The sequence below is a fragment of the Nonomuraea bangladeshensis genome, from assembly GCF_039529455.1.
GTDB lineage: Bacteria > Actinomycetota > Actinomycetes > Streptosporangiales > Streptosporangiaceae > Nonomuraea > Nonomuraea bangladeshensis.
Map to the genome: position 1 here is coordinate 99,507 of NZ_BAAAMV010000004.1, position 17,944 is coordinate 117,450.

Here is a 17,944-nt window from a genome sequence, read left to right on the forward strand (position 1 = left end):
CATCCCCTTCTTCTATCGACGACTTTCGTTAACATTAGAAGAGGATCGGCGATTTAGTCAACAGAAATGGGTTTTAGAGATGGGCGAGATCAACGGCGCATGGCAGGCACGCATCTCCGCCATCGCGGCGCTGGACGAGCCGACCCGGCGCCGCCTGTACGAGTTCGTGGTGCGGCAGCCCGCTCCGGTGAGCCGCGACCAGGCCGCCGACGCCGTGCAGACGCCGCGCAACACCGTCTCCTTCCACCTCGACAAACTGGTGGCCGAAGGGCTGCTCGAAGCCGTCTACCAGCGCCGCACCGGCCGCACCGGCCCCGGCGCCGGCCGTCCCTCCAAGCTCTACCGCCGCGCGCCCGGGCAGATCGCCGTCTCCCTGCCGGACCGGCACTACGAGCTGGCCGCCCGCCTGCTCGCCGACGCCCTCCAGGAGGCCCAGACCTCGGGGGAGCCGCCGCGCGACGTGCTCGACCGCCGCGCCCGCGAGCTGGGCCACGACCTCGGCCGCGACGCTCCGGCGCGCGGCACCCGTACCGGGCTCGTGCAGGCCCTGGAGGCCCTCGGCTACGAGCCGCGCGCGACCGGCGACACCATCGCCCTGGTCAACTGCCCCTTCCACAGCCTGGCCCGGCAGCACACCGCGATGGTCTGCGGCATGAACCTGTGCCTGCTGACCGGCCTGCTCGAAGGGCTGGCCGCGACCGACGTCACCGCCCGCCTGGAGCCCACGCCCGAGCACTGCTGCGTCCGCCTCCACCCGACCGGCTGAACCGGATCACCGTCAGGCCGGCTGCCGCACCCGCAGGGGCAGGTGCCGGGGGCCGCGCAGCATCGCGTTGCGCCGGTAGGGCGGCGGGTCCTCCACCAGGGTGACGGCCTCGAGATGGGGGATCAGCGCGCTCAGCGCGGCCTGGGCCTCGATCCGGGCCAGCGGCGCGCCGTAACAGAGATGGATGCCGCCGCCGAAGCCGAGATGCTGGTTGTCCTCCCTGGCGGGGTCGAACCGGTCCGGGTCACGGAAGCGCCTGGGGTCGCGGTTGCCCGACGCGATCACGAGGATCAGCGGCTCGCCTCTGGGCACGACGGAGCCGGCGATGTCGAGGTCGACGAGGGGGACGCGCCGGCGCAGATGAACCGGAGGCTCGTAGCGCAGCAGCTCCTCCACCGCGCCGGGCAGCAGGCCCGGGTCCCGGCGCAGCCGGTCGAGCTGGTCAGGATGGCGCAGCAGCGTCAGAACCCCGTTGGTGATCAGGTTGACCGTGGTCTCGTGACCGGCGATGAGCAGCAGGACGGCGGTCTCCGCGAGCTCCTCCCGCGTCAGCCGCAGGGCCGGGTCCGGCTCGTTGACGAAGGCGGACAGCAGGTCGTCGCCGGAGCCCCCGCGGCGCTGCTCGGCGAGATCCACCAGGTAGCGGCCCATCTCCATCCGCGCCTGCCGGCCCGTACGAACCCGCTCCGCGGCCTCCTCGCCCGGCTGGACGTCGGCCGAGGCGACGATGAGGTCGGACCAGCGCCGGAACAGCGGCTCGTCCTCGTGCGGGACGCCGAGCAGCCGGCAGATGACCGTGACCGGCAGAGGGTAGGCGAAGTCGTCGACGAGGTCGATCTCCGCCCGGTCGCGGAGCCCGTCGACCAGCTCCCCGGTGAGCTCGGCGATCTGACCGCGCATGGCGTCGACCCGGCCGGGGCTGTGCGGCGGTCCGAACGGCCGCATGGCGAGCGTCCGCAGCCGGTGGTGCGCGGGGTCGTCGAGGACGAGAAAGGGGAGCTGCTCCCGCTCCGGCGGATCCGGGTCATGGCCCAGGCCCTTACGGGGATCGACGCTCACCCGCGGATCGTGGAGCAGGGCGTTGACCTCGTGGTAGGTGCCGACCAGATGGCTGCCGTCCGCCTGCCGCACCACGGGACCGGCCTCGCGCAGCTCGGCGTACAGAGGGTAAGGGTCGGGGCGGCTGGCGTAGTCCGTGATCCGTTCCAGCAGGGTGTCGGCGGTCATGGTGTCTCGGCTCCTCGTGGACGAACGGAACGATCAGGCATGCCGCACCAAGGTCAGCCGCCGGTCCGGCAGATGACCGGTGAGCGCGACCGTCGGGCCGTGCGACAGCCTCTTCGGGTCCGGCACGTCGGAGGGAAGCGTCAGCTCCGCGGCGAGCGGCCGGTCCGCCGCGCCAGGCCCCGGCGGGAACGGAGCGGCCGTCTCGATCAGGTGCTGGTAGTACTCGAGCGACTTGGCCATGTTGACGGTGACCGCGGCGGTCACCCGGCCCCGGTAGCCGTACACCACGGCCAGGCGGCGCTCGTCCAGAGACCCCTGCGCGAGCACGATCTGGTCGGAGAACGTGGGCACGCCCACCGACTTGATGTTGAGCCCGAACTGACTCGACCAGAACGCCGGCAGCGACAGATGGGGACGCCGCAGCGGCCCCGGACTGATCATGTTGTGGGCCGCCACCTCGGCCTGCGCCACCGCGTTGCCCCAGTGCTCCAGCGAGAGCAACTGGTACTCGAACAGCGGATGCGGAAAACGGGAGACGTCACCGGCGACGAAGACGTCATCGGTGACGATCCCGTACATGTCGAAAGCCCGGCACCCGGCGTCGCAGGCCACCCCGCGCGGACCCGCCGCCAGCCCGGCGTCCGCCAGCCACTCGACGTTGCGGACCGCCCCCAGCGCCACGACGCACACGTCCGCGTCGACCCGGCCCCCGTCGGACAGTTCAGCCCCGACGAACCGGCCCTTCCCGTCCCCGCGCAGGGCGGTCACCGTGACCCCGCAGCGCAGGTCCACGCCGTGGGCACGCTGCACCCCGGCGGCGAGCTTCGACAGCGTGCCGCCGAGCGCCCCCACCAGAGGCGCCGGGCCGCGTTCGGTGACCGTCACCTCCAGTCCCCGTTCGCGGCAGGCCGAGGCGATCTCCGATCCGGTGAAGCCGCCGCCGATCACCAGCACCCGCCGCGGCCCGGCCGCCAGCCGCTCGGCCAGCCGCCCCGCGTCGTCGCACGTACGCAAGGTGAACACCCCGTCCAGGGCCGCTTCGTCCGGGTTGGGCCAGGGTCGTGCCCGGGTCCCGGTCGCGATCAGCAACCGGTCGTAATCGAGCCGTTCGCCGTCCGCCAGCAGCACCCGCTTCCGGAGCGGATCCAGGCCGGTGGCCGGCACCCCGAGCAGCCATTCGGCGTCCGGGTCGCGCCGCATCGGCAGGCCCGTCGTGTCCGCCGCCGCCTGACCGAGCAGCACCTGTTTCGACAGCGGCGGCCGGTCGTAGGGCGGATGCGGCTCGTCCCCCACCACGGTCAGCGAGCCGGTGAAGCCCTGTTCGCGCAGCGTCTCCGCGGCTCGCAGCCCCGCCAGCGACGCGCCGACCACGACGATGCGGCCCTCGCGCGGATCACCGGCCACCTGAGCCCACCTCCTCGCCGAGGAGGATGGCCTGGACCGGGCACGCCGCCGCGGCCTCGCGCACCCGCTCGACCTGGCCCTCGGGGACGGCCGGGTCGTACAGCAGCGCCTCTTCCCCGTGCAGGTGGAACACCTCTGGTGCGAGGAACACGCACTGCGCGTAGCCCTGGCAGCGGGTGAGGTCCACGACGATCTGCATCCCACCGCTCCCTCCGTCGCCTCCCCTCGTTCCTGCCCGGGGCGACGGCAAAGAGAAATCGGCGGTGCGGTGAGGACTCGGCAATGCCCGACGGCCGGCAGAGCGGACCGTCGGCGAGCTCAGTCGTCGGTGAAGACGGGGAGCACGGGCGGGGCGAAGCGGGCGCCGGCCTCCGGGTCGCCGGTCGACTGGGTCAGCAGCAGCCGCGTCGTCTCAAGGAGGTGATCGCGCATGGCCTGGGCCGCGCCTTGGTCGTCCCGGGCCTGGATGCGCTCAAGGATGCGCTCGTGAACCCGCCAGATGTCCCACAGGGTCCGCGTCTTCGTGGTGGACAGGCCGCGCGCGGCCATCTGCGCCCGCATCGTCGCGACGGACTGCGTCACCCGCGTGTTGCCCGCGGCCTCCAGGATCATCTCGTGGAAGGCCACGTCCTCCTCCTGGAACAGCCGCTCGTCGCCGCTCTCGCAGGCCTGCCGCATCCGTTCGAGCGCCTTGGAGAACGGCGCCATCTGGGCCTCGGTCATCATGGTCGCGGCGCGGTACGCCGAGGGGACTTCGAGCAGGTAGCGCAGCGTGTAGATCTCCTCGATGTCGCGCGTGTCTATCTTGAGGATCCGCACCCCCCGGCTCCGCTCGAACCTGACCACGCCGTGCGTGGCGAGCTGCAGCAGGGCCTCACGGACGGGCGTCCGCGAGACCCCCAGCTGGGCGGCGATCTCCACGACGGAGTGCAGCGAGCCAGGCGCCAGCTCACCCGTGACGATGGCCCGGCGGACCGCCTCGAAGGTCTGGGCCGCCAGCGACGTCTGGTCCGTCGAGATCTGCTCCATATGGACTTGGCTCCCGGTCAGTCGGTCCGCGCAGCGCCAGAACGCCTTGGTCGGCCGAGACGATATCACTCAGTACGAAGATGCGGCATGTGGCATGCAATGCCCCCGGTCAGAGGGCCGCCTGCCAGAGGGCCGCCGGTCAGAGGAACGACAGGTCCGCGCCCTCGCTGGCCGGCAGCACCGTCTGCGCGTACAACCTCCGCCACCCCCTCGCGGGCAGCTCGGGCGGGACGAAGTCCGCGCGGCGGCGCTCCAGCTCGTCCTCGTCCACGAGAAGGTCGAGCCGCCGCGCCGCGACGTCCAGCCTGATGAGGTCGCCGTCGCGGACGAGCGCGATCGGCCCTCCTGCGGCGCTCTCCGGATCGCAGTGCAGCACCACGGTGCCGTACGAGGTGCCGCTCATCCGCGCGTCGGAGACCCGCACCATGTCCCTGATGCCGGCCTGGGCCAGCTTGGCGGGGATGGGCAGGGCGCCCGCCTCGGGCATGCCCGCCGCGATCGGCCCCGCGTTGCGCAGCACCAGGACGTGATCCGGCGTGACGTCCAGATCCGGGTCGTCCAGGATCCGCTGGGCGTCCTGCGCCGAGTCGATGACGAGGGCCGGTCCGGTGTGGTTCATCAGGTGGGGGCTCGCGGCCGCCGACTTGATGACGGCGCCCCTCGGAGCGAGCGTGCCCTGGAGCACCGCGAGGCTGCCCGCCGCGCCGAGCGGGTCCTCAAGCGGGCGGATCGTCGTCTGCCAGTCCTCGCGCGTGGGGCTCTCGTCGATCAGTGCGCCGAGCGGCTTGCCCGAGACGCCGACGGTTTCCCGTTCGAGCAGCGGTTCGAGGACCTTGAGCAGGGCCGGCAGCCCGCCCGACCGGTGGAAGTCCTCCAGATATCCCGATCCGGCGGGCTTGCAGTCGACCAGGAACGGCACGTCGGCGCCGATCACGTCGAAGTCCTTGAGCGTGAGGTCCACTCCGGCCCGCCGCGCGACGGCGATCAGGTGGACCAGCGCGTTCGTCGACCCGCTCATCGCGGAAAGCACCCGGACGGCGTTGCGGAACGCGGCCGGGGTGAGGATCTCGCGGGGGAGGGGGCCGCCCGATCGGGCCAGCTCGACGGCGCGGCGGCCGGTCGCGGCGCCGTGCCGCAGGCGGGCGCCGGTGGCGGCAGGAGGGGTGGCGCCGCCGGGCAGCATCATGCCGAGGGTCTCGGTGAGGCAGGCCATGGTGGACGCGGTGCCCATGACCGCGCACGTGCCCGCGGTCGAGACGAGCTCGTTGCGGACGCTGGTGATCTCGGACCCGTCGAGCTCGCCGCCGCGGTGCCTGCCCCAGAAGCGCCGGCAGTCGGTGCAGGCGCCGAGGCGCTCGCCCCGCCAGCTGCCGGTCATCATCGGCCCGACCACTTCGAGCAGGACCGGCTTGTCGGAGGAGGCGGCGGCCATGAGCTGGGCCGGCACCGTCTTGTCGCAGCCGCCGAGGAGGACCGCGGCGTCCATCGGCAGGGCGCGGATCATCTCCTCGGTGTCCATCGCGAGCAGGTTGCGGAACAGCATCGTCGTCGGGGAGGTCAGGATCTCCCCGAGAGAGATGGTCGGGAAGTCCATGGGCAGGCCGCCGGCCTCCAGGACGCCGCGTCTGACGGCGTCGAGCAGCGCCGGCATGTCGCGGTGGCAGGTGTTGTAGTCGGACTTGGTCACCGCGATGCCGACGATCGGCCGGTCCAGCGCCTCGTCGTCGTACCCGCTGGAGGCCAGGAAAGCACGCCGCAGGTAGGTGCTGAAACCGTCGTCGCCGTAGGAAGTACGGCTCCGGTCGATGGCCGACTCAGTCGGTCGGGCGGGCATGGGGACCTCCGGGGGTCTGGCTGGTGGGGAAGAAGAAGGCCGGAAGGATCACGGGCGCAGCGGCATCGCGAGCGGGCGCATCGGGGCGCCGGTGGCGCCGCGCAGTTTCATGGCGGCCGCGACGAAGGCGAACTCGTAGAGCCGTTCGGCCGAGATCTGCTCGCAGTCGACCACCTCCATGATGGGGACGCCCGCCTCCCCCAGAAGATAGGTGTGGACGACCTGCCAGTTCTCCTCGTCCGCGCCGGGCATCTGCTCCAGGGCGAGGGTGTCCCCGCCGATGACGGACGCGCCCATCCGGGCGAGGAACTCGGCCCCTTCCAGGTTCAGCCCGGGGCTGTTGTCGATGTAGGCGTCGATCGCGGGCCAGGCGCGCATCCGGCCGGTACGGACCAGCGCCACGTCACCCGGCCGGAACTCGACGTTCTGCCGCCGCATGGCCTCGCGCAGGTCGTCCGCGCCGATCCCGTGGTTGTCGGGCAGGATGTCGGTGTCGTACAGGGCGGCGATGTCGAACAGCACGCCGCGGGCGATGATCGGCGGGATCTTGTCCGCGCCGCACTTGGTCCAGTGCCGGGAGCTGATGTGCTCCTCGGCGGAGAACCCGTTCCAGATCTTGCCGTTGTACCCGAAGTGGTTCAGGGTGTCGATGTGCGTCCCGCAGTGGGTGTACATCGAGATCGCGTCGCCCGAGTAGGAGACCAGCTCGTTCTGCTCGCGGCCCACTCCGGTGATGTCGTCGAGGACCGTGCCGGCGGGGGTGTGCGTCATCCACTGCTGGAAGTTCGGGTCGCCGGCCTTCGTCCACGAGGGCATGCCGACGAAGTAGTCCACCGACAGGTCGATGACGCTGCCGCCGTCCGCCCTGCTCAGCACCTCACGCGACGCCTCGGGAGTGATGAGGTTGAGCATCCCGATCTCGTCGTCGGGACCGAAAGGGCTGCGGGTGACCTGGCGGAACTCCGCGCAGTACGCCGCGATCCTGTCCCTGGTCGCCTCGCTGATGAGCGCTGGTCCACACATGGTGATGTCGGCCTTCCTGTTCGATCCGATTACTGGCCGGTCACTGACCCGTGGCCATCGGGCGGGTGAGCTCGCCGTACATCTCGGGACGGCGCCCGGAGAACACCGGCAGCTCGAACTCGCCCGGCTTCTTGATCAGCCGCTTCGTCCGGGCGACCCGGACGTCGATCGACGCCCCGAACAGCCCCTCGTCCTGGCCCGCGTCGGCCAGCACCTCCCCGGAGGGGGAGATGATCTGGCTCCTGCCCATGAAGCGGGTGCCGGCCTCGGCGTCGGCGCGGTCGGCGACCGCGAGATAGACGAGGTTCTCCAGCGCGCGCACCCGCGTCATGTGGTCGGCGAGCAGGTCCGACCCCATCGGCCAGTTGGTGGGCATCGCGATGAGGTCGGCGCCCTGGAGCGCGAGCTCGCGGGCCGATTCGGGGAAGCGCAGGTCGAAGCAGATCATCACGCCGACCCGGCCGAAGGGGGTGTCGGCCACCCGGGGCGCGGCGTCGGCGCCCGGGTCGACGAACCGGTCCGCGCCGAGGTAGGGCAGGTGCTGCTTGCGGTAGCGGCCGATGATCCCGGAGGGTCCGAGCACCAGCGCCGAGTTGTGGACCCGCCCGTCCGCCTCCTCCAGCAGGCCCACCACCGCGTGGACGGCGTTCTCCGCGCAGGCCCGCACGATGCGGGCGATCCTGGGGTCGGCGGCGCTGATCGCGGCGGCGCGCGTCTCGGCGCGGGAGCCGAACAGGTAGCCGGTGAGCACGCACTCGGGGAAGACCACGAGCTGATGCCCGCTCGCCGCGCCGGCCCGCAGGGTCTCGATGACCCGTTCGACGTTGGCGGCCACGTCCGCCCGGTCGACGCTGATCTGCGCGACCCCGACCTGGATGCCGCTTGCGGTAGGTGAGCCGGTCAACGTGCCATCCCTCGGTCTGGTGGTGGGTGCGTACCCGGCAGAGTGGCATGCAGCATGCAGCACGTCAAGTCGTTGACATGCTGCACGCTGCATGCAATGGTGACCCGACTAATCGGACATTCCGCTGGAGAGAGGCAGAGTCGTGCCAGAAGTAGTGATCGTCAGCGGTGCCGGAGGCGGCATCGGCGCCGCGACGGCGCGCGAGTGCGCGGCGGCCGGCACGTCCGTCCTCCTGACGGATCAACGCGTCGAACACGTGGAACGGCTCGCCGCCGAACTCCGTTCCAGCGGGCACGACGCTCTGGCACACGGGCTGGACGTCACCGACGAGGACGCGGTCGCCGACGCCGTCAAGCTCGCCACCGACCGGTGGGGCCGCCTCGACGGCCTGGTCAACTGCGCCGCCACGATCGTGGCGAAACCCCTGGTCGACACCACCCTTGAGGACTGGAACCGGGTCATCACGGTCAACGCGACCGGCACCTTCCTGCTGTGCAGGCAGGCGGTGACCGCGATGCTCGCCCAGGGGACGCCCGGATCGATCGTCAACCTCTCCTCGATCTCCGGCACGGTCGGCCTGCCCGGCCAGCCCGCCTACTGCGCCTCCAAGGGAGCGGTGCTGCAGCTGTCCCGACAGATCGCCGTCGACTACGCCGCCGCGGGGATCCGGTGCAACGTGGTCAGCCCCGGATCGGTCGCCACCGAGCAGCTGGCCACCTACCTCGGATCCCAGCCCGATCCCGACTCCGCCCGGCAGCGGCTCATCGCCGGTCACCCGATCGCCCGCCTGGCGGACCCCCACGAGGTGGCCAAGGTGGTCACCTTCCTGCTGAGCTCCGCCGCCAGCTTCATGACCGGCGCGGACGTGGCCGTAGACGGCGGCTACACCGCCATCTGAGCACGGACCCGCGGTCCCTGCGGATTTCCACGGAGGTACTCGTAAATGTCTCGGCGTACGACCTCGCCGCCGGCCAAGCGCGCCGGACCTGGCGGACTGATCGATCTGCGTCGCCTCAGAGCCGGTCGCTTCTCCTCCATCTGGCTGATCACGCTGCTGCTCTTCGCCGCCAGCCCGCTCATCTCGCCCGGCAGCCTGTCCGGATCCGCGGTGCTGTCCATGCTGCCGTTCGCGGCGGTGATGGCGATCGCCGCGCTCGGGCAGACCCTCGTCGTCGCCCACGGCGGCATCGACCTGTCGGTGCCCGGCGGGATGGCGCTGGCCGCGGTGCTCGCCACGAAACTCCCGGCCGCGTCGGGAGTCCCGGTCTGGGCGGCCGTCGGGCTCGCGCTGGTCGTGGGCGCGCTGGGCGGGCTGATCATCGGCTTCGCCGTGGTCCGGTTGTCCATCGCGGCGTTCGTGGCGTCCCTGGCCGTCAACTCCATCCTCATCGGCGTGGTGCTGCAGGTCTCCAGCGGCTTCCCCGCCTCGGCCGGCGCCGCGCTGAGCGCGTTCGCCGTCGGAGCGGTGGCGGGCGTCCCCAACCTGCTGCTGGTCGCGGTCGTCGTGGTCGGGCTCGCGCACTGGATCATCCGCCACACGGTGCTCGGCCGGCGCTTCATCGCCGTCGGCGCCGGACGGCCCGCGGCGCGGCTGCTCGGCCTGCCCACCGGCTCGTACGAGATGGGCGCGTACGTCGCGGCGGGCATCTGCTACTCGCTGGCCGGAGTCCTGCTCGCCGGCTACCTGCGGACGCCGGACATCCTGCTCGGCAACACCTACCTGCTCCCCACCATCGCGGCCGTCGTCCTCGGCGGAAGCCTGCTGTCCGGCGGCATCACCAACCTGGCCGCCACCGCCGTCGCCGCGCTCTTCCTCACCCAGCTGGACCAGGTGGTCCTCGCCGCAGGCGCGTCCACCGCGACCCAGCTCCTCGTCCAGGCGGTCGTACTCGCGCTGAGCGTGGTGGCCCGCGGCGTGCCGTGGAGCGCCGTCCGCGCCCGGCTGACGACCCGCACCCCCGACCCCGCACTGCCGTCGCGCTGACCGACCAGGTCCCCCCACATGTGTCCCCCAGACAGGAGAGCCCCATGACCTCGACCAGAGCCCGATTCCGGGCCCGCGGCTCGGCCGCCGTCCTGGCCCTCGCCCTCGGCGTGACGGCCTGCGCCGGTGGGCCGGGCGCCTCGAACAACGCCACCGAGGGCGGCGTCGAGGCCGTCTACGACAACGCGGCCAAGATCGGAGACGTCTCCCAGCTCCGTCCCATGTCCGACTTCTGCGGCACCAAGCCGGTCAAGGTCGCGCTCGCCGACGGCACCGGCGACAACGCCTTCCGCAAGACCGCCCGCGCCGAGTTCGAGGACGAGGCCGCCAAGTGCCCCAACATCACCGTGCTGCCCTACGCCGACGGCCAGAACAACCCGCAGAAGGCGATCAGTGACATCAAGGCCCTGGTGGCCCAGGGCGTCGAAGCCCTCGTGGTCTTCCCCGACGCCGGCGAGGCGCTGCTGCCGACGCTGCGTGAGGCGTACAAGGCCGGCGTGCAGGTGGTGCCGTGGACGGCGAACCCCGGCGGCAAGCCGGGCGCGGACTACACCGCGTTCGTCGGCCACAACACGGTCAACGACGGCGTGACCTGGACCCGCTGGATGTGCGAGGCGCTCGGCGACAAGGGCGGCAACGTCGTCTTCCTCGGCGGCACGCCGGGCAACACGCAGAGCCTCACCGAGATGGTCGGCATCGAGAAGGAGCTCAAGGAGAACGCCGCCTGCGCGAAGGTCAAGCTGCTGAACGAGCCGGGCAAGCCGATCGACACCAACTGGAACCCCGCCCAGATGCAGAAGGTCGTGGCCGGGCTGCTCACCAAGTACCCGACCATCGACGGCGTGATCACCGACTCGGGCGACGCGTCCCTGGGCGGCATCCGCGCCTTCCTCCAGGCCGGCCGGCCGCTGCCGAAGTGGACCGCCAACGACAACAACGGGTTCGCGTGCGCCTGGAAGGAGAACGCGGACAAGAACCCGACCTTCCAGACCGTGACCGTGTCGGCGCGTACCTGGATCATCCGTCTCGCGCTGCGCAAGGCCGTCGCCGCGCACCAGGGGATCAAGAACGACGAGCCGGAGATCATCAACATCCCGATCTTCGAGAACACGCTCGACGAGAACAAGCTCCCGAAGTGTGACACCGACCTTCCCGCCAGCGCCGTCCTGTCCTCCGAGCTCACGCCGGAGCAGCTCAAGCAGGCCTACAGCTGATCACTTGTCGCCTTCCGCCGGGCCCGCGCCCGGCGGAAGCGATGAGCCGAGTGAGGAGTGATCCTTCGCATGGCCGATTCGACAGCCGGACTGGTTCTCCGCGGAGTGACCAAACGCTTCCCCGGCGTCGTCGCGCTCGACGCGGTCGACTTCGAGGTGCGCCCCGGCGAGATACACGCCCTGGTGGGAGGCAACGGCGCCGGGAAGTCCACGCTCATGGCGGTGGCGTCAGGAGCGCTGGCCCCCGACGCGGGCACCATCGAGATCGCGGGCGAGCCGATGCGGCACATCTCCCCGGTCGCCGCCCGGGAGCAGGGCCTCGCCATCGCCTTCCAGCACCCGGCACTTCTCCCCGACCTCACCGTCACCGAGAACCTCCTGCTGAGCGTGCCGAAACGGCTCCGGCCGTCGTTCGGCGACGCTCAGGACTGGGCCAGGGAACGGCTCCTCCCCATGGGGATGGACATCGACCCGGCCGCCGTGGCCGGCCGGCTGACCCTGGCCGAGAAGCAGGCGCTGGAGATCTGCGGGGCCCTCGCCTGCGAGCCCAGCGTCCTGATCCTCGACGAGCCCACCGAGCCGTTCATGGTGGCCGAGATCGACAGGCTGTTCGAGCAGGTGCGCAAGGCCGCCGCCGGCGGGATGGCCGTGGTCTACATCAGTCACCGGCTCCCCGACGTGATGGCCCTGTCCGACCGGCTCACCGTGCTCCGCGACGGGCAGATCCGCGGCACCTTCCTCGCTTCGGAGGTGACCGAGGAGGAGATCATCACCCGCATCGCGGGCCGGGAGATCGACGCGCTGTTCCCGCCGCGGCCCTCCTCCGTCGGCGACGTCGTGATGGAGGTACGCGACCTGCGCTCGGACCGGCTCCGCGGGATCACCACGACCCTCGCCCGCAACGAGGTCCTCGGCCTGGCCGGCGTGGAGGGCAACGGGCAGCGCGAGTTCATCCGCGCGCTCGGCGGAGCCGACCCGGTCACCGGCGGCGGCGTCACCGTCGCCGGCCGGCCCGTGGAGCTCGGCAGCCCCCGCCGCGCCCGGCGGGCCGGCGTGGTCCTCATGCCCCAGGAACGGCACGTCGAAGGCGTCGCGACCGTGCTCTCGGTCAAGGAGAACCTCGGCGTCGCCGCCACGGACCAGACCGCCTCGGCCGGGGTCGTCAAGGGCTCGGCCGAGAACGCGCTGGTGGCCGAGGAGATCCGGCAGCTCGGCATCAAGGTGGCCTCGCCCGACTCCGCCGTGGAGCACCTGTCGGGCGGGAACCAGCAGAAGGTGGTGCTCGGCCGCTCGTTGCTGTCCGGTCCCAAAGTGCTGCTGTGCGACGAACCCACCCAGGGGATCGACGTCGGCGTACGCTCCGACATCTACCACCGGCTCCGCTCCACCGCCGAGTCGGGGACGCCGGTGGTCGTGCTCAGCTCCGACAACGTCGAACTCGCCGGGCTGTGCGACCGCGTGCTCGTGTTCTCCCGAGGGCGGGTCGTCCGCGAGCTGACCGGCGACGAGATCTCCGAGCACGCCATCACCGAGGCGTCCCTGACGGCGGCGACCTCGGACCAGAGCCCGGAGGCCGCCGGGCCGGCCCGGCGTACGGGGCCGCTCGGCAGGTTCCGCCGCCTGCTCGCCGGCGAGCAGGCGCCCAGCCTGTTCCTCGCGGCCGCGATCGTGCTCCTGGCCCTGGTGAGCGCCACCAGGAGCGACCGCTTCCTGTCCGAGTTCAACATCGCCAGCATGCTCGGCCTGGCGGCGCCCGTGCTCTTCCTCGCCGCCGGGCAGCTCATCGTCATGCTCACCGGAGGAATCGACCTGTCGGTCGGCCCCCTGAGCGGGACCCTCGTGGTCATCGCCTCGTTCTACGTCCTCGACGGGTACGGAGCCGGGTGGTGGATCGTCGGACTGGTGCTGATGTTCCTCGCGGCGGCCGCCGTGGGGCTGGGCAACGGGATGATGGTCAGATACGCCCGGGTGACACCGGTGGTCGCCACCTTGGTCACCTACACCGCGCTCCAGGGGCTCTCCCTGGTCATGCGCGACTCGCCCGGAGGATCGATCTCCAGCACCGTCACCGAGGCGCTCGGGGCACGCATCGGCCCGGTCCCCTACGCGGTCATCGCCGGCGCGGCCGTCCTCATCGCGCTGGAGGTGATGTCCCGGCGTTCGATGATGGGGCTCCGGCTGCGGGGTGCCGGCTCGTCCGAGCACGCCGCACGGAACCGGGGAATCCCGGTGGCCCGCGTCCACCTCGCCGTCTACGTCGCCAGCGCGCTGCTCACCCTGCTCGGCGCGCTGCTGCTGATGGCGCAGATCGGCGTGGGCGACCCCACCGCCGGCGTCAGCTACACGATGGCCAGCATCACCGCCGTCGTGCTCGGCGGAGCCTCGATCTTCGGCGGCCGGGGCAGCTTCGTCGGCGTCCTGTTCGGCGTCGTGCTCCTGCAGGTCATCCAGAACACCACGGTGTTCCTCGGCCTGTCGCAGGCATGGCAGTACTGGATGCTCGGCCTCATGGCGCTGGCCGCGACGGCCATCTACTCGCAGGTCCGCGCCGCACGAGCGTAATGAGGAGTGTGATCATGGCTGGGACTTCGGACGCCGCGCTCCGCGCACGGGCACGCCGGGTCATTCCCGGCGGGATGTACGGACATCAGCGGGCGGGCCTGTTCCCGGAGAACTTCCCGCAGTACCTCTCCCACGGTGAAGGGGCCCTGATCCGGGACGTCGACGGGCGCGAGTTCGTCGACCTGCTCTGCGGATACGGGCCCATCGTCCTCGGCTACCAGCACCCGGGGGTCGAGGCGGCCGCGGCGGCCCAGCGGCGGCAGGCCGACTGCCAGAACGCCCCCTCAGCCAGAATGGTGGAACTGGCCGAGCTGCTGGTGGACGTCGTCGACCACGCCGACTGGGCCTACCTGGCCAAGAACGGCACCGACGCGACGACCACCTGCCTGACCATCGCCCGGGCCGCCACCGGCAGATCCGTCGTCCTGGTCGCCCGGGGCAGCTATCACGGAGCGGCCCCCTGGTGCACCCCCGGGCTGGCCGGGGTGCTCCCGTCGGACCGCGCCGCCCTGCGGTACTTCGACTACAACGACCACGCGAGCCTGCGGGCGGCCGTGGACGAGGCCGGCGACGACCTGGCCGGCGTCATCGTCACCCCGTTCAAGCACAACGACGGAGAGGACCAGGAGCTGGTCGACCCGGCGTTCGCCCGCGAACTCCGGCAGGTGTGCGACGCCAGGAACGCGGTGCTCATCCTGGACGACGTCCGCTGCGGATTCAGGCTGAACTTCGGCGGGAGCTGGGAGCCGCTGGGGATCCAGCCCGATCTCAGCGCCTGGGGCAAGGCGGTCAGCAACGGCTACACCGTCTCGGCGGTCCTCGGCGTCGAAGCCCTGCGGGACGCCGCCACCAGCATCTTCAGCACGGGCACGTACTGGTTCGCGGCGGTGCCCATGGCCGCCGCCATCGCCACCATCAACGCCATCCGCGACGAGGACGGCATCGCCAGGATGGAGCGCGCGGGCGACCTGCTCAGAAGCGGCATCGTCGAGCAGGCCGGAGCGCACGACCTCGGCATCTCCTACACCGGTCCCGCGCAGATGCCCTACTTCCGCTTCCTGGCCGACACGGGCTTCGAACGGATGACGCACTTCGCTCGCGTCGCGCTCGACAACGGCGTCTACCTCCATCCGAGGCACAACTGGTTCGTCAGCCTGTCGCACACGGACGAGATCGTGGCCCGGGCGCTCTCCGGCACCGAGGCCGCCTTCCGCGCGGTCCGCGCCCGGTTCGGCGACGGTTGAGCCGGTAGCGGCCGAGGCCGGTGACGAGCGGCGTCGGTCGCTCGTCACCGGGCCGTGGCAAGGACGGCGACTCCGGGACCGGCGAGCTCGTCCAGCGCCACCCGTCGCCCGGAGACGGCCAGAAGCAGCGCCAGCGCGTTCCCGCTCACTTCGGGACCGTCTCCGATCGCCAGGTCGACGTCCGACGCCGTCAGCCTGACCCGGGCCGTGAGCTCCCTGGCCCCGCCGAAGGACGCCGGGGTGCGAGCCTGGAGGCGGAGCGACCTGACGACGGCCTGCTCCGGATAGGAACGGGCGAGCCCCAAGGGCCGGCGGATGTCCTCGCCATGCACGAGCTCCTCGACCAGCCGGCTCTCCAGGGGCGCCGGCGGAGTCGTCCTCCTCAAGGCGACCTGACGAAGCCGCTCCAACGTCTCCCGCGGCGAGGCGCCGCGCTCGCGCTCCACCCCACGCGCGTTCTGACGGTGAAAGTCGAACCGCGCCCGGACAAGACCGGCCACGAACCCGAGGCGCGTCGTCCGAGCCGTGTCCACCAGATGGGCGGCCACATCATGCACGGTCCACCCTGCACAAAGTGACGCCTTCCCCCACTGCTCGTCATCAAGGTGCATGAGGTCATCGATCAACGCCCCGCGCTCCGCGTGCACCATCGGCCAGACATCGTCGTCCTTCACGGCTGCTCCATCGCTCGACCTGGTGTTTCGTCGAGTGAGACTCGGGGCGCGGCGAGAACTCATCGGCACAGTGGGGCGCAAGTGGTTCGAGCTTGTCCGAACGCCTTCAGCATCCATGTCTCCTCGGCGGCAACGCTTCCGTCAGGGCTCACGCTCGCGCGCTTGCCACCCGCCTGAGCGGGGCGGCGGTTGTCAGCCTCCAGGTTGGGAACTATTGTTCCGGAACATGTCTTCCGAAAATGTCCGAGAGCTTCGCGACCTCGATGCGCTCCGCGCGGTGGCCAGCCCGGCCCGCCTGGAGATCCTCGAACTGCTCCGCGAGCATCGCGTGCTCACCGCCTCACGCTGCGCGGAGCTGCTCTCGACCACGGCGAAGAGTTGCTCGTACCACCTGCACGTCCTCGCCCGCAGCAAGCTGGTGGAGCAGGTCAGCACCCAGGACCGCCGTGAGCGCCCCTGGCGCCTGACCTATGACGTGGCCGAGACCGCCCCCCTCGGCGACGAGGAGTTCAGGGAGGCCACCGACGAGGTGGTGAGGGTCTCCGCCCATCACACCTACCAGGCGATTCTCCGCTTCATCGCCGCCCGCCACGAGCTTCCCGGGCACTGGCTGCAGGCGACGACGCTCACCTCACGGGTCGCGATGTTCACCGCCGAGGAGCTGCAGGAGTGGGCGGAGGCGGTCGAGGACCTGACCCGCCGGCACGTGGCGAAGGCGAGCAGCTCCACCATGCCCGAACGCCGCCGCGTCCGGCTGGTGACGTACGGGTTCCCGGACGACAGGAGTCCAGCGACCGCACAAGGTCTGGAGCCACCGGACGGGGACCGACCATGAGCGATTCCCCGGGACCGGACGCACCCTCCACCCAGGCCCGCCCCACGCCGCCGCCTTCCGGTGGCGGCTACCCCGCTCTCCTTCGCCACCCCGTCATCCGGCGGGCCGCCCTCGGCGCCTTCATCGGGCGGCTGCCGACCGGCGTCACAGCCCTGGCAATCATGCTGCTGGTCCAGCAGCGCGGCGGCACCTTCCGCGATGCCGGGACGGTCGTCGCCACCTACAGCCTCGCCGCGGCGATCAGCGGGCCCTTCGTCGGGCGGTTGGTCGACCGGGCCGGCCCCCGAGTGCTGTTTGGGTGCGCCGCGGTCAACCTGGCCGGGATGGTCGCCGTCGTCGCCGCCTCCGGCGCCGGCGACCTGCTGTGGACGGCCGCCGCGTCACTTGTCACCGGGGCGGCGCAGCCGTCGCTGACGTCGGCCTTCCGGGCCTTGTGCGCGAACCGGCTGAGCGATCCCCGTACGCGGACCACCGCCTACAGCCTGGACGCGATCACCATAGAGATCATCTTCGTCGCCGGTCCGCCGCTCGCCGCCGCCGGCGCGGCCACCGGTCGTCCCGAGCTGTCACTGTACGGAGCCGGGCTCGCCACAGCGCTCGGCACCGCACTCTTCGTGTCGGCCGCGGGGCTGAGGCCGCAGACCGGCGATGCACGCACCCGCAACCCTGGGTCGCATGTCCTTCGCGAGCGTGTCTTGTGGACGCTCATGGCCGTCTCGGCACTCGCCGCGGCCGCCGTCGCCTTCGCCGAGGTGAGCGTCCTGGCCCGGTCAGTGGAGGCGGGCGCGGGCGCGATCAGCGGGCTGATCCTCGCGCTGTGGGCGGCGGGCAGCATCACGGGCGGCATCGTGTACGGGTCACGCTCCTGGCCAGGAACGAGCCGCGCGCAGCTCGCTCTCGTCCTGACGGCGGCGGCGCTGCTGTTCCTGCCGCTGGCCGCCCCGGGCTCCCTTCTCATCCTGGCTCCGGCCGCGATCGTAGCAGGCATCGCGCTCGCACCCGCCTTGACGATCATCTCCTCCATCCTCGGCTTCTGCGTGCCACCACGCGCGAAGACCGAGGCGTTCGGCTGGGTGGCCGCCGCGTCCACCCTCGGCAGTTCGTTCGGCTACGCACTCGCTGGAGCCGTCACCGACTTGGCGAACGAACGTGTGACCGTCCTTTGCGGCACGGCATTGGCGGCCCTCGCCGTGCCACTCGCGCTCTGCCTGCCGCGCCGCGCTGACAGGGCCGTCACACGGTGA

Annotated in this window: 16 protein-coding genes; 8 read left to right on the top strand and 8 right to left on the bottom strand. The window is 71.5% G+C overall.

Annotated elements, in window-relative coordinates:
• Positions 1 to 79: 79 nt before the first annotated feature.
• The gene (locus ABD292_RS12215; RefSeq protein ID WP_344207242.1) at positions 80 to 766 is read left to right on the top strand and encodes a helix-turn-helix transcriptional regulator; all 687 of its coding nucleotides are present in this window, start codon (positions 80 to 82) and stop codon (positions 764 to 766) included.
• A 12-nt stretch (positions 767 to 778) separates the two neighbouring features.
• On the opposite strand, the gene ABD292_RS12220 is transcribed toward ABD292_RS12215, so the two are convergent.
• The 7 genes from ABD292_RS12220 to ABD292_RS12250 all read right to left on the bottom strand — a co-directional run bounded on the left by ABD292_RS12220 (position 779) and on the right by ABD292_RS12250 (position 8,187).
• Positions 779 to 1,993 carry a cytochrome P450 gene (locus ABD292_RS12220; protein WP_344207243.1) on the bottom strand — a complete coding sequence of 405 codons (1,215 nt, stop codon included), beginning with the start codon at positions 1,991 to 1,993 and terminating at the stop codon, positions 779 to 781.
• A gap of 33 nt (positions 1,994 to 2,026) precedes the next feature.
• Positions 2,027 to 3,397 (bottom strand): NAD(P)/FAD-dependent oxidoreductase, encoded by a 1,371-nt coding sequence (locus ABD292_RS12225; protein ID WP_344207244.1) that lies wholly within the window; start codon positions 3,395 to 3,397, stop codon positions 2,027 to 2,029.
• Positions 3,387 to 3,596: a ferredoxin gene (locus ABD292_RS12230; protein ID WP_344207245.1), complete on the bottom strand. Its 210-nt coding sequence runs from the start codon at positions 3,594 to 3,596 to the stop codon at positions 3,387 to 3,389. Before ABD292_RS12230 ends, ABD292_RS12225 begins: the two co-directional genes overlap by 11 nt.
• A gap of 119 nt (positions 3,597 to 3,715) precedes the next feature.
• On the bottom strand, positions 3,716 to 4,426 hold the full coding sequence (locus tag ABD292_RS12235) for a GntR family transcriptional regulator (protein WP_344207246.1): 711 nt from the start codon (positions 4,424 to 4,426) through the stop codon (positions 3,716 to 3,718).
• 139 nt (positions 4,427 to 4,565) lie between these two features.
• On the bottom strand, positions 4,566 to 6,260 hold the full coding sequence (locus tag ABD292_RS12240) for a dihydroxy-acid dehydratase (protein WP_344207247.1): 1,695 nt from the start codon (positions 6,258 to 6,260) through the stop codon (positions 4,566 to 4,568).
• 48 nt (positions 6,261 to 6,308) lie between these two features.
• A complete protein-coding gene (locus ABD292_RS12245) occupies positions 6,309 to 7,283 on the bottom strand; it encodes a cyclase family protein (protein WP_344207248.1) in 975 nt (324 codons plus the stop codon).
• A gap of 40 nt (positions 7,284 to 7,323) precedes the next feature.
• Complete coding sequence (locus ABD292_RS12250) at positions 7,324 to 8,187, bottom strand: carbon-nitrogen hydrolase family protein (RefSeq protein WP_344207249.1); 864 nt, start codon at positions 8,185 to 8,187, stop codon at positions 7,324 to 7,326.
• A gap of 142 nt (positions 8,188 to 8,329) precedes the next feature.
• Here ABD292_RS12250 and ABD292_RS12255 point away from each other — a divergent pair, with 142 nt between their 5' ends.
• The 5 genes from ABD292_RS12255 (at position 8,330) to ABD292_RS12275 (ending at position 15,191) form a co-directional block, all read left to right on the top strand.
• Positions 8,330 to 9,085, top strand: coding sequence for an SDR family NAD(P)-dependent oxidoreductase (locus ABD292_RS12255; RefSeq protein WP_344207250.1), 756 nt, complete (start codon positions 8,330 to 8,332; stop codon positions 9,083 to 9,085).
• A 45-nt stretch (positions 9,086 to 9,130) separates the two neighbouring features.
• On the top strand, positions 9,131 to 10,171 hold the full coding sequence (locus ABD292_RS12260) for an ABC transporter permease (protein WP_344207251.1): 1,041 nt from the start codon (positions 9,131 to 9,133) through the stop codon (positions 10,169 to 10,171).
• Between the two features lie 44 nt (positions 10,172 to 10,215).
• Complete coding sequence (locus tag ABD292_RS12265) at positions 10,216 to 11,385, top strand: substrate-binding domain-containing protein (protein ID WP_344207252.1); 1,170 nt, start codon at positions 10,216 to 10,218, stop codon at positions 11,383 to 11,385.
• Between the two features lie 69 nt (positions 11,386 to 11,454).
• Positions 11,455 to 13,947 carry an ATP-binding cassette domain-containing protein gene (locus ABD292_RS12270; protein WP_344207253.1) on the top strand — a complete coding sequence of 831 codons (2,493 nt, stop codon included), beginning with the start codon at positions 11,455 to 11,457 and terminating at the stop codon, positions 13,945 to 13,947.
• Positions 13,948 to 13,961: 14 nt separating this feature from the next.
• Positions 13,962 to 15,191 carry an aminotransferase class III-fold pyridoxal phosphate-dependent enzyme gene (locus tag ABD292_RS12275; RefSeq protein WP_344207254.1) on the top strand — a complete coding sequence of 410 codons (1,230 nt, stop codon included), beginning with the start codon at positions 13,962 to 13,964 and terminating at the stop codon, positions 15,189 to 15,191.
• Between the two features lie 44 nt (positions 15,192 to 15,235).
• Here the strand turns inward: ABD292_RS12275 and ABD292_RS12280 are convergent, their stop codons facing one another.
• The gene (locus ABD292_RS12280) at positions 15,236 to 15,865 is read right to left on the bottom strand and encodes a maleylpyruvate isomerase family mycothiol-dependent enzyme (RefSeq protein ID WP_344207255.1); all 630 of its coding nucleotides are present in this window, start codon (positions 15,863 to 15,865) and stop codon (positions 15,236 to 15,238) included.
• Positions 15,866 to 16,091: 226 nt separating this feature from the next.
• On the opposite strand from ABD292_RS12280, the gene ABD292_RS12285 reads away from it, so the two are divergent.
• Together ABD292_RS12285 and ABD292_RS12290 are read left to right on the top strand one after the other, a co-directional pair.
• Positions 16,092 to 16,700 (top strand): winged helix-turn-helix domain-containing protein, encoded by a 609-nt coding sequence (locus ABD292_RS12285; protein WP_344207256.1) that lies wholly within the window; start codon positions 16,092 to 16,094, stop codon positions 16,698 to 16,700.
• Positions 16,697 to 17,944: an MFS transporter gene (locus tag ABD292_RS12290; RefSeq protein WP_344207257.1), complete on the top strand. Its 1,248-nt coding sequence runs from the start codon at positions 16,697 to 16,699 to the stop codon at positions 17,942 to 17,944. Before ABD292_RS12285 ends, ABD292_RS12290 begins: the two co-directional genes overlap by 4 nt.

Bases quoted from the DNA above. Each gene is read 5' to 3' on its own strand.
- ABD292_RS12215 (WP_344207242.1), top strand. From the start codon at position 80: ATGGGCGAGATCAACGGCGCATGGCAGGCACGCATCTCCGCCATCGCG.
- ABD292_RS12220 (WP_344207243.1), bottom strand. From the start codon at position 1,993: ATGACCGCCGACACCCTGCTGGAACGGATCACGGACTACGCCAGCCGC.
- ABD292_RS12230 (WP_344207245.1), bottom strand. From the start codon at position 3,596: ATGCAGATCGTCGTGGACCTCACCCGCTGCCAGGGCTACGCGCAGTGC.
- ABD292_RS12235 (WP_344207246.1), bottom strand. From the start codon at position 4,426: ATGGAGCAGATCTCGACGGACCAGACGTCGCTGGCGGCCCAGACCTTC.
- ABD292_RS12240 (WP_344207247.1), bottom strand. From the start codon at position 6,260: ATGCCCGCCCGACCGACTGAGTCGGCCATCGACCGGAGCCGTACTTCC.
- ABD292_RS12245 (WP_344207248.1), bottom strand. From the start codon at position 7,283: ATGTGTGGACCAGCGCTCATCAGCGAGGCGACCAGGGACAGGATCGCG.
- ABD292_RS12260 (WP_344207251.1), top strand. From the start codon at position 9,131: ATGTCTCGGCGTACGACCTCGCCGCCGGCCAAGCGCGCCGGACCTGGC.
- ABD292_RS12265 (WP_344207252.1), top strand. From the start codon at position 10,216: ATGACCTCGACCAGAGCCCGATTCCGGGCCCGCGGCTCGGCCGCCGTC.
- ABD292_RS12270 (WP_344207253.1), top strand. From the start codon at position 11,455: ATGGCCGATTCGACAGCCGGACTGGTTCTCCGCGGAGTGACCAAACGC.
- ABD292_RS12275 (WP_344207254.1), top strand. From the start codon at position 13,962: ATGGCTGGGACTTCGGACGCCGCGCTCCGCGCACGGGCACGCCGGGTC.
- ABD292_RS12285 (WP_344207256.1), top strand. From the start codon at position 16,092: ATGTCTTCCGAAAATGTCCGAGAGCTTCGCGACCTCGATGCGCTCCGC.
- ABD292_RS12290 (WP_344207257.1), top strand. From the start codon at position 16,697: ATGAGCGATTCCCCGGGACCGGACGCACCCTCCACCCAGGCCCGCCCC.